Below are 10,370 nucleotides of genomic sequence, written 5' to 3'. Positions count from 1 at the left end.
TGAAGTGAACCCCAAAAGTTGGACAAAAACTTTTGGGGTTCACTATTTATGGCAAAACACACATTTGAGGAGAAACTAGATATAGTTTCTCAAGTAAAAAACGGGAAGCCGATACTACGCATATCCCGCGAACGGCATATAGTCGAAAGGATGATATTGGAATGGGTTCGGAAATATGATCTTTATGGTGAAAGTGGGCTACTCAAACAACCTAATGTCCGGGGCACACCTGATTTCAAGGAAGAAATTGTAAGGATTGTTCTAGAGAAAAAGGTACCTTTAGTACAAGTTGTTCTGCAATATGGAGTAAGTAAAACCGCTTTAGAACGCTGGGTAAGATCAGTACGAGTTGAGGGTTATGGCGTACTACACCAACAAAAAAATCGTGAACGACTACCCAAAGACATGAGTAGATCAAAGAAGCATGAGCCTGAAACAGAATTAGAAAAACTCCAGGCAGAGAATGCTCGTTTGCGAGCCGAGAACGCACTATTAAAAAAAGTCACGGCCTTAGTCAAGGAAAGAGAAGCCCGCGAACACATGAGTGGGCAAAAGCCATCGAAGAACTAAGGCCTGCACATGATGTTGCAATTCTATTGGATTGCAAACAGATGGCTCGCTCGGTATTTTATTATCATCTCAAGCGCCTGAATAGTAGAGATAAATACAAGAATGAAAAGGAAGAGATTATACGCATATATCACTTGCATAAAGGCAGATATGGGTATCGACGGGTAACGGCCGAAATGAAGAACTTGGGTTATCATATCAATCATAAGACTGTTCAAAAATTAATGGGAACATTGAACCTAAAATGTAATATAAGGAAAGTTCGCTATCGCTCATACAAAGGTGAAGTTGGTAAAATTGCCGCCAATGTACTTGAAAGGAATTTCAAGGCAAGTTCCCCTAATCAGAAATGGGCTACAGATGTCACTCAGGTAAACATCAAAGGCGAGAAGATCTACCTATCACCAATACTTGACCTATTCAATGGAGAAGTTATCTCCTATAGTATCTCAAAAAGTCCGAATATGAAGATGATAGACGAAATGTTAGATAAGGCTTTTGACAAAGTAAAAGACACAAAGGGGCTTATTTTTCATTCTGATCAAGGCTGGCAATATCAGCATTATGGATATAGAAAGGCTTTAGAGAAACAAGGAATTATACAGAGCATGTCCAGGAAGGGAAATTGCTTAGATAATGCAGTGGCCGAAAACTTTTTTGGAATCTTAAAGACTGAGCTACTGTACTCACAAAGCTTTGAGACAGCAGATGAGTTTGTCCTTTCAGTAAAAGAATACATTCACTATTACAACAATAAAAGAATAAAAAACAGGCTAAATGGAAAGAGCCCGGTGGAATACCGAGCTCTCGTACAAAAAACTTAATTTTGTTAATCAGTCCAACTTTTTGGGGTCACATCAAATGATCATCCTCTTTTTGATATAATTTATAGATTTCTAAACTCCGTACGTAGTCGACGAAGTTTCTCCTCCACGCCCAGTCCAGTTAGTATGGAAAAACTCACCACGCGGTTCATCTAAGCGTTCATATGTATGAGCTCCAAAATAATCCCGTTGTGCCTGTAAAAGGTTAGCCGGTAAACGAGCACTTCTGTAACCATCAAAATAATTGATTCCTGCACTGATACAAGGAACAGGAATTCCGTTGAGTACCGCCGCAGCTACCACTCTTCTCCATCCTGCCTGAGCCTTAAGGATTTTATCTTTAAAGAAATCATCAAGAATTAGGTTTTGCAGATTAGGGTTTTTATCAAAAGCTTCTTTAATTTTACCTAAGAAAGAAGATCTGATAATACAACCTTCACGCCACATCAAAGCAATACTTCCATAATCAAGTTGCCATCCGTATTCCTTAGCCGCAGCTTGTATCATTTGATAACCTTGAGCATAAGAGATTACTTTAGCGGCATAAAGCGCATCACGTAAATCATTAATAAACGCAGCCTTATCACCTTCAAATTTAGGGGTTGGACCAGTTAATACCTTAGAAGCGGCTACACGCTCATCTTTCAGCGCCGATAAACATCTTGAAAATACAGATTCAGCAATCAGCGTTAATGGAACTCCCAGTTCAAGCGCTACAGTACCAGTCCATTTACCAGTACCTTTTTGTCCTGCAGTATCAAGAATCTTATCAATCAATGGAGCTCCATCCTTATCTTTAAAAGCCAGGATATCACTTGTAATCTCAATAAGGTAACTATTCAATTCACCCTTATTCCATTCCTCAAACACTTTTTGCATGTCGTCAGCCGACATACCCAGCATGTCCTTCATCACATGATAAGTTTCATTGATCAATTGCATGTCTCCATACTCAATACCATTGTGAACCATTTTCACAAAATGACCCGATCCACCATCTCCGATCCATTCACAACAAGGTGATCCATCTTCTACCTTAGCTGCAATAGATTGAAAAATTGGCTTTACAGATTCCCATGCAGCTTTGCTACCACCTGGCATGATAGAAGGCCCTAATAAAGCTCCTTCCTCACCACCAGAAACGCCAGTACCGATATATAACAACCCTTTACTTTCAACATATTTAACACGTCTTTCAGTATCAGGGAAATGTGAATTACCACCATCTATAATGATATCACCTGGTTCCAACAAAGGAATAAGTGTTTCAATAAATTCATCAACAGGGCGTCCGGCTTTCACCATCAGCATCACTTTACGCGGCGTCTTTAATGAACCAATAAACTCTTCTATAGACATCGCTCCAAAGATATTTTTTCCTTTGGCGCGTCCATTCACAAACTTTTCTACCTTATCAACAGTGCGGTTATAGGCCGTAACACTAAAGCCTTTACTTTCCATATTGAGAATGAGATTTTCACCCATTACTGCAATACCAATGACACCTATGTCAGAAATCGCTTTCATATAATTTATTCAAATGTTAAAATTTTTGGTAATTTATAACTTATGTGCAACATATCGTAATAAACCTTTCAAAAACCTAACATCTTTCTTATTTCTTTTACTTAAATACATCAAGCCAGGCATTAGCCATTAACTGCGCACCCGCAAGACTAGGATGTACACCATCACCAGTCCAATGTTTACCTGGGGCCTTTTTCTCCGCATCATCATAGATCTTTTGAAGAGGAATCCAGATCGTTTTAAATTCCTTAGCAATTTCTTGTGCAGCCATTCGATATTCATTAAACTCTGGATACCAGGTATCATCAACAGCTTTAACCTTCTTAACAGCAAAAGGTTCTGCAATAATCAGCTTTACATCTGGCAACTTTTCTCTGGTTCGCTCAAGCAGCTTTTTAAAATCGTCCTTATATATTTTTGAAGTACCATTATATTTCCCGCTATGCTTATGCCAATAATCATTAACACCAATTAAAATACTTAGTACTGTTGGTTTCAATTCTAAACAATCTTTATCCCATCGCTCTGCAAGTTGATAAACTTTATTCCCGCTAATTCCCCTATTGTAAATTTTTAAGTTTTTCTCAGGGTATTTATTTAATATTTCACAAGCCGATAAAAAAGCATATCCTCTGCCCAATGCTGCTGCATTGTTAAAATCATTATTATCCTTACTTCTTCCGGCATCTGTAATAGAATCACCTTGAAATAAAATGATATCATTTTGAGACAAAGTGATCTTTGCTTTCTTTTCATTTGGGGCTGCTGATAATATAGTTGGATTTACTAAAGATATTAATCCGCCAACTGAAGCAGTTTTTAGAAAAGTCCGACGCGCATTTTTTGTTGTCATATCCATATGAGAAATATTAATCTTTTATTTTAAAGTTATTTATTAATTCGGTTTAATAGCAGGATAGCTAAAATCCAAGAAAATTCTTAGTTTATAAAATTACCATTTTCAATATCTACATTTCTCCACCGGATTATCAAAACCTTCAAGAATTTTATCATTTATTTAAAACCACAATACTCGAAGGCTTATTTTTCTGACAAATCATCGTATGAGTCGATATCATTCAGATCTTCACTACCATCTCCTATCTCACGATCTACAGGTTCAAGAGGTTCATCAGATTCATTTTGTAGTTGCCTCTGGTCAATACCTGAAAATCCTGATGCCAGTATACCATATATTTCACTATCAAGAAACTTACCATCAAAATAATAATCTTCTTTAAAATAAGCTTCCTTAATAAACCCGTGTTTGATCAAGATTTGTCTTGATGCATCATTTTGTGGGTTGATATTTGCAAAAACAGAATGAAACCCAACCTTATTGAATCCAAAATCAATGACAGCAGCAAGACCTTCAGAAATAATACCCTGTCTCCAATAATCCGGATGTAACATATAGCCAATTTCTGCCCTGTGATTATCAAGATCTATTCGCCAATAACCAATATTACCGATCATCTGATCAGGATTATCCTTAAAAGCAATAACCCAAACTAAACTCATGCCCTTAATGAATTGTTCATTGGTAGTTTTAATGGCCTCCTCAGATTCTTTTACATCTTTTGGCAAAGGACGATCTATATATCGCATAACTTCTGTATTCGTCCGCAATTGGAACAAACCCTGTGCATCCGAAAGTCTCTGTTCACGGAGCAAAAGTCTGCCCGTCTCAATATTTGGCACTTGCAGTAAGGTGATTTTAAGCATTTTTCAATATTATCATATTTATTTGGAATATTCACTGACAAGCATTTCCCATTCTTCCACTAGCGAAACCTGGGGCCTGGTCCTCCCCGCTCTATTATACCAATAATCTGCATTCCATATGTCTCCCTCTTTGCGATGCAGGTAGGCATGAATGTGTGCTGACTGCTTATCTGTCAATTGATCAATTAAATCATGAGCAATCTTCCAATTACCTGTTCCATCATGCCATAATGATTGCAAATGCAATGGTAAGCCATCGGGTAACCGCTTATCAATTATTGATTGCTTAAAATCAATTATATCCATCATATCTCAAATATAACAACTAGAAATTCCGTTCAATTATTTTTTCAATATTTTGTAATTTAATGTTACCCTGTTTATTATCTGGAATATGCTTTCTTAGTACTGAATATAATAAATCCAGATCAAAAGGTTTTCTAACATACCCATCAAATCCATTTGCACCATATAATCTGTCAATATTATAATTGCAACTCATGGCAATCACCGGCAGGTGTGGGTAATGTTGTTTAATTTTGAAACAAATTTGCTTGCAGATATTACCATCCAGTTTATAATCCAACATTACTACATGAGGCCTATGCTGATTAACCAATGCAATAAAATCCTCATTAACATTTTGAACTGGTAAAACTTCAAAACCCTCCAGAGTTAAGGCTTCAGTTAGGACATCCAAAATGGCAGCATTGGTATCCTGTACAATAATGGTTTCCATAAAAGCCTTCATAAATTTGTTTAACAAAGATATAATTTTCTTTAACAAAAGAACTAACTAGAATTCATTCCTTAAAACCAACTCCAGAATCGTTTTTTCAGTGCAGCCAATTTACTTTTATAGAAGAAAAATAACTAAAAATAAAAATATCAGACTGCCATAAGGTTGTCAGTTAGACATGTTTTCTTTGTGTTGAAACTTAAACAAACAATCATGCTCCAGACACAAACAAATCAAACACGAGAAATCATTAACAACTTTTACAAAGCACTAGCAAATAAGAAATTAGAAACATTAGTTCAATTGTTTGCAGAAGTTATTGACTGGGAAATCCCGGGTAATGAAGAACTTGCGCCATGGTTAGGCAAGCGTACAAAGCAAAATGAAGTAAGAGACTTTTTTAAACTTCTCTGGCAAAGCATTGAACCAATATCAGCACAAATAGATCATATCCTGGTCGAGGATGATTTTGCAATTGCTACTGGTCATTTCAGCTCAAGAATGAACCGTTCCGGACAAGTTTTTTCGTCTATGTTTTCTGCACATTTCACAGTGAAAGATTCATTAATTGTTCGTTATCGTTTACAGGAAGATAGCCAAGGGCTTGTTGAAGCATTAATATTGCCAAAGACCTGGGATCTATCAATAATTGAGTAATTGCATCTGCATTACATATACAAGTTTTTCATTGTATTCTCCTTCAGGTTAAAAGCGATGTCAAATCCTTGGTTTGTCATTTTACAAAAAGTATATTGCAATAGGAAATCCTCTCTAATCAGGATCAGCTATGAAAACGCATAACCTCGAAAGGTTCATTACCGCACAGAAATCAATTTATCAAACTGCATTAAGTGAACTTAAAGCAGGAAAAAAAATTAGTCATTGGATGTGGTATATTTTTCCACAAATCCAAGGATTAGGCTTTACTGAAACCTCTAAAAAATATGCCATAGACGACCTTGATGAAGCTACTGAATACTTACAGCATCGCATATTAGGTCCGAGATTGATCCTGTTAAGCCATGTATTACTAGGTTTGGAAACAAACGATGCCCATAAAATCTTCGGTAGTCCTGATGACCTGAAATTAAAATCCAGCATGACCTTATTTTCCCAGATCCCAGGTGCAGATCCAGTCTTTAAATTGGTACTCCAGAAATTTTTCAACGGATTAAAGGATCACATCACTTTAAAAATCCTGAAAATGCATCGTCAAGGCTAACTCAGCCCATCTGTTTATTGGTTTCCAACACTGAAAGAATATTACCATCAGGATCTTTAAACCATGCAATCATATGTCCATCCCCTCTAAAAATCCCCTTATCATCTGTTTTTAAATATTCACTATCATAGTGTTCAAACTGAACTCCTTTCACAATCAAGGCATCAATTGTAAACTCCACACTTTGAACAGGAAAATTTAACACAGTAAATGTTGCTGCCTGATGATTTTCCTTCGGATAAATCATCACAGGAGCAGATCCGCCTATCTGAAGTTCGAGAATTCCCATTTCATTATCTTTAATGCTCAATCCTAAAGTTGAACCATAAAATTCCTTTGCTTTCTCAATATTGCTAACCGAAAATGAGCTAAACGCTTTTGAATGTTCTAACATAACTTATAATCTTAAAATGGATATTACTATTTAATACAATTGAAAAAGTCCGCCTTTTGTTTGTCAAAAAAACTTTTAAAACTTTAAATTTGAAGATGAGTAATGCAAATCTGTATCCCATAATTGAAAAATATACATATTTAAATACAGCCAGTTCAGGAATCTTATCCAAACCTATTCAAGAATGGAGAAATCAACACGATATTGATTTCCTGATGGAAGGGAGTAATTTCCGTTTACAACAGACCACATTTTTTTCAGAATTAAAGCAGAACCTTTCCATATTTCTCGGTACATCTAAAAACACACTATACCTTATTCCTAATTTCTCTTTTGGCTTCAATACACTACTGGACGGACTAGATAATAATCATCGTTTTTTGCTATTGGATGAAGATTATCCATCTGTAAATTATCCAGTTAGAAGCAGAGGATTTGATCATACAACAGTACCAATAAGTCCTAATTTAGAAGATGATATTCTAAAAGCGATCAAAGATTTTAAGCCAAGTGTATTCGCTTTTAGCATCGTCCAATACGCTAATGGAACCAGGCTTGACATTGATTTCATCAAAACAATTAAACAAGCTTATCCAGATCTTCTTCTTATTGCAGATGGAACGCAGTTTTGCGGTACAGTACCATTTAATTTTGATAACTCTGGACTCGACGCCATTCTATCAAGTGGCTACAAATGGATGTTAGGAGGTTATGGCAATGGATTTGTATTATTATCGGATCTGTTGAAAGATCAATTGTATATGCAAAGAAAGTACACTTCACTACCGAAAGAAAATTTCCTGGAAGGTAGGGATCACCTATCACTTTGCTTTGAACCTGGTCACCTGGACACCTTGAATTTTGGAACATTAAATCAAAGTGTGTACCAGCTAAGAACACTTGGTCTTGAAAATATCGAAAGAATCACTCAATCCATCTGTAAAAGAGCGAGAGATGAGTTTCATTCTAGAGGATTGTTGAGTACAGAAATACTGGAAAGAAAAGTACAATCAACTATAATTAATATTCCGCTGACATCAGTCACCTGCGAAAGGTTAGTTGCCGCTAAAATTATATTTATTAACCGTGGAACAGGAAGTAGGTTTTCTTTTCATTTCTACAATACCGATGAAGACTTAAATCATCTACTAGCTGTTATCGATGGTAAAGGTTAGCTTCCCGACTTAGCTCACAGACCAAACAGCATCAAGAAAATAGCGATTAGTGTCAAAAAAATTATTACGAGATTGAAATCCAGATCCCAAAGCGAGTCTCTCGATATCTTCCAATGCGTATTTCTGTGAAATCTCCATATAAATCAACTCATTTTTCGCAAAACCAATCGTTTCTGCCTCTCCAAGATGAACCAGTTGATCTTTTAAACTAATCAGATAACTTTTACATGCCCCTGATTCAGGATCATAGCTGGCATAATGTTCAAAATTTTCAATTTCAAAATCACCGTTCAATTCCCTGTTTATTCGCGCAAGCAGATTCAGATTAAATGAAGCGGTAATCCCCTTGCTATCATTATAAGCAGATAGTATTTGTTTCGGATTCTTTTTCAAATCAAAGCCAATGATCAGTAAATCTCTTTTCGACAATAATCTTCTCATCGATTTTAAAAAACTTTCTGCATCATCCGGATTCATGTTTCCTATATTTCCTCCCATAAATAAGACAACTTTTCGCCGTTCAGAAATTGTAGTAGCTTGGTCTAACATATCCAGATAGTCACCATGCAACCCGTTAATATCCAATCCAGGTAATTGTAAGGGTAGTTTAACCTCAAGATTGCTAATTACATGCGCAGAAATATCGATTGGTAAATAACTAAATTCCAACTTTCTAGCTATCATTTCTTTTAATAAGTAAATAGATTTAATAGCATCTCCAGCGCCCAACTCTATCAAGTCAAACGGGGTATTTGCCTCGCTGATAAGTGTAACAATCTGTTCGGCCTGATTTGAAAATATATCCATTTCCGCATTGGTCAGATAATACTCATCCATTTCCATAATCTGCTGAAAGATATAATTTCCTTTTTCATCATAGAAATATTTGGGATACATAAATTTGGGACTCGCCTGAAGTCCTGCCAGTGTTTCATTAAGAAATTGTGTTTGCACAACCATTAAATTTTCTTTCGTCATTAAGCTCATAGGTAATGTTATTGGGCTAGTCGTATTCCTGTAAACTGCCATCGTAAATGTGGTTGAAAAAAATTTCTGTAAGTTATCCTGCTATGGCCCTCCGGTGTAACTTCTGAAGCCCCCCGAAGTACCTTTTGATTCACCATAAACTTACCATTATACTCTCCTATCGCGCCTGCTGCTTTACTATATCCAGGATATGGCAGATATGCACTCTCCGTCCACTCCCACCTCTTTCCCCATTTAAATTTCTTTGCAGCAATTTCCCATTCAAATTCTGTGGGTAGTCGCATTTTACTCCAGCTGGCAAATGCATATGCTTCATAATAACTGATATGCGTTACTGGTGCTTTCAGATCAAGGACTTTCAAGCCTTCAAGTGTGTAGGTATGCCAAAGGCCATCTATCAAATGCCAATACAACGGCGCTGTAATATGGTCACTCCTCAACCAGTCCCATCCATCTGCATGCCAATAAACAAAATTCGTATAGCCTCCATCCTGAATAAACTCTAGATATGCCTCATTGTCAATTAGTTCAGAACTAATAGAAAAATCTTGCAAATACACCTTATGTCTTCCCTGTTCATTATCAAAGCAAAAGTCTGATCCCGAATAACCAACCTCATAGATTCCTTCTTTAATTGAAATCATCTCAGCTTCATCAGTATTAAATTCGACATGTGCTTTTTTCCCTTTTTGATATACCGGAAAAAGTGGATTATTTCCTAAAATATATTTTATGTCAGTTAATAACAGTTCCTGATGTTGTTGCTCGTGATTAAAACCGAGAAAGAGTAATTCTTTAACCTCATCAGAAAGCGGTTTCTTTAAAAAGCTTGCCATAGCCCGATCAACATATTTTCTATAAGTATAAACATCGGTAACGCTTGGGCGACTAAGATTTCCTCTATCTGTACGAATCACCCGGTTACCTATAGTTTCATAATAACTATTGAAAACATAATTGTAATCTGGATTGTAAACTTCGTAAGCATCGCAAAATTGTTGTAGAATAAAGGTTTCAAAAAACCATGTGGTATGACCAAGATGCCATTTGGGTGGGCTAACATCAACAACAGGCTGAACTACATAATCCTCAGTTTCTAAAGGCTTACAGATTTGTTCAGAATGTTTTCTAATCTGTTTATAATGTTCCAAAAATATCATTAGTGTTTTGTCTAAGTAATCCATAAGTTTTGTAATGAATTAACATT

The 10,370-nt window shown here is 36.2% G+C and carries 13 protein-coding genes; 5 read left to right on the top strand and 8 right to left on the bottom strand.

Annotated elements, in window-relative coordinates; all coding sequences use genetic code 11:
• The first annotated feature begins 156 nt into the window (after positions 1 to 156).
• Both ABDJ41_RS19785 and ABDJ41_RS19780 read left to right on the top strand, forming a co-directional pair.
• Complete coding sequence (locus tag ABDJ41_RS19785; protein ID WP_349786761.1) at positions 157 to 570, top strand: transposase; 414 nt, start codon at positions 157 to 159, stop codon at positions 568 to 570.
• Positions 492 to 1,394: an IS3 family transposase gene (locus ABDJ41_RS19780; RefSeq protein WP_349786767.1), complete on the top strand. Its 903-nt coding sequence runs from the start codon at positions 492 to 494 to the stop codon at positions 1,392 to 1,394. Before ABDJ41_RS19785 ends, ABDJ41_RS19780 begins: the two co-directional genes overlap by 79 nt.
• A gap of 72 nt (positions 1,395 to 1,466) precedes the next feature.
• On the opposite strand, the gene gnd is transcribed toward ABDJ41_RS19780, so the two are convergent.
• The 5 genes from gnd to ABDJ41_RS19755 form a co-directional block, all read right to left on the bottom strand.
• Positions 1,467 to 2,921, bottom strand: a complete 1,455-nt coding sequence (gnd, locus tag ABDJ41_RS19775) for a decarboxylating NADP(+)-dependent phosphogluconate dehydrogenase (protein ID WP_349787842.1) — start codon at positions 2,919 to 2,921, stop codon at positions 1,467 to 1,469.
• 97 nt (positions 2,922 to 3,018) lie between these two features.
• Positions 3,019 to 3,780, bottom strand: coding sequence for an SGNH/GDSL hydrolase family protein (locus ABDJ41_RS19770; protein WP_349787841.1), 762 nt, complete (start codon positions 3,778 to 3,780; stop codon positions 3,019 to 3,021).
• Between the two features lie 182 nt (positions 3,781 to 3,962).
• Positions 3,963 to 4,646, bottom strand: coding sequence for a GNAT family N-acetyltransferase (locus tag ABDJ41_RS19765; RefSeq protein ID WP_349787840.1), 684 nt, complete (start codon positions 4,644 to 4,646; stop codon positions 3,963 to 3,965).
• Between the two features lie 18 nt (positions 4,647 to 4,664).
• Positions 4,665 to 4,955, bottom strand: coding sequence for a hypothetical protein (locus tag ABDJ41_RS19760; protein ID WP_349787839.1), 291 nt, complete (start codon positions 4,953 to 4,955; stop codon positions 4,665 to 4,667).
• A gap of 16 nt (positions 4,956 to 4,971) precedes the next feature.
• Complete coding sequence (locus ABDJ41_RS19755; RefSeq protein ID WP_349787838.1) at positions 4,972 to 5,397, bottom strand: response regulator; 426 nt, start codon at positions 5,395 to 5,397, stop codon at positions 4,972 to 4,974.
• Positions 5,398 to 5,598: 201 nt separating this feature from the next.
• Between ABDJ41_RS19755 and ABDJ41_RS19750 the strand changes: the two genes are divergently transcribed.
• Both ABDJ41_RS19750 and ABDJ41_RS19745 read left to right on the top strand, forming a co-directional pair.
• Positions 5,599 to 6,042 carry a nuclear transport factor 2 family protein gene (locus ABDJ41_RS19750; RefSeq protein WP_349787837.1) on the top strand — a complete coding sequence of 148 codons (444 nt, stop codon included), beginning with the start codon at positions 5,599 to 5,601 and terminating at the stop codon, positions 6,040 to 6,042.
• A gap of 130 nt (positions 6,043 to 6,172) precedes the next feature.
• Positions 6,173 to 6,607, top strand: a complete 435-nt coding sequence (locus ABDJ41_RS19745; RefSeq protein WP_349787835.1) for a DUF1810 domain-containing protein — start codon at positions 6,173 to 6,175, stop codon at positions 6,605 to 6,607.
• A gap of 1 nt (position 6,608) precedes the next feature.
• On the opposite strand, the gene ABDJ41_RS19740 is transcribed toward ABDJ41_RS19745, so the two are convergent.
• On the bottom strand, positions 6,609 to 7,001 hold the full coding sequence (locus ABDJ41_RS19740; RefSeq protein WP_349787834.1) for a VOC family protein: 393 nt from the start codon (positions 6,999 to 7,001) through the stop codon (positions 6,609 to 6,611).
• A gap of 95 nt (positions 7,002 to 7,096) precedes the next feature.
• Here ABDJ41_RS19740 and ABDJ41_RS19735 point away from each other — a divergent pair, with 95 nt between their 5' ends.
• A complete protein-coding gene (locus ABDJ41_RS19735) occupies positions 7,097 to 8,176 on the top strand; it encodes an aminotransferase class V-fold PLP-dependent enzyme (protein ID WP_349787833.1) in 1,080 nt (359 codons plus the stop codon).
• Between the two features lie 9 nt (positions 8,177 to 8,185).
• Here ABDJ41_RS19735 and ABDJ41_RS19730 read toward each other — a convergent pair whose 3' ends face one another.
• A complete protein-coding gene (locus ABDJ41_RS19730; protein WP_349787832.1) occupies positions 8,186 to 9,154 on the bottom strand; it encodes an L-histidine N(alpha)-methyltransferase in 969 nt (322 codons plus the stop codon).
• Positions 9,155 to 9,171: 17 nt separating this feature from the next.
• On the bottom strand, positions 9,172 to 10,347 hold the full coding sequence (gene egtB, locus ABDJ41_RS19725; RefSeq protein ID WP_349787831.1) for an ergothioneine biosynthesis protein EgtB: 1,176 nt from the start codon (positions 10,345 to 10,347) through the stop codon (positions 9,172 to 9,174).
• Positions 10,348 to 10,370 lie beyond the last annotated feature (23 nt).

The sequence above is a fragment of the Pedobacter sp. ASV1-7 genome, from assembly GCF_040203335.1.
Lineage (GTDB): Bacteria > Bacteroidota > Bacteroidia > Sphingobacteriales > Sphingobacteriaceae > Pedobacter.
Note: the sequence above shows the minus strand (reverse complement) of the source record. Positions and strands in the feature narration are given on the sequence as shown.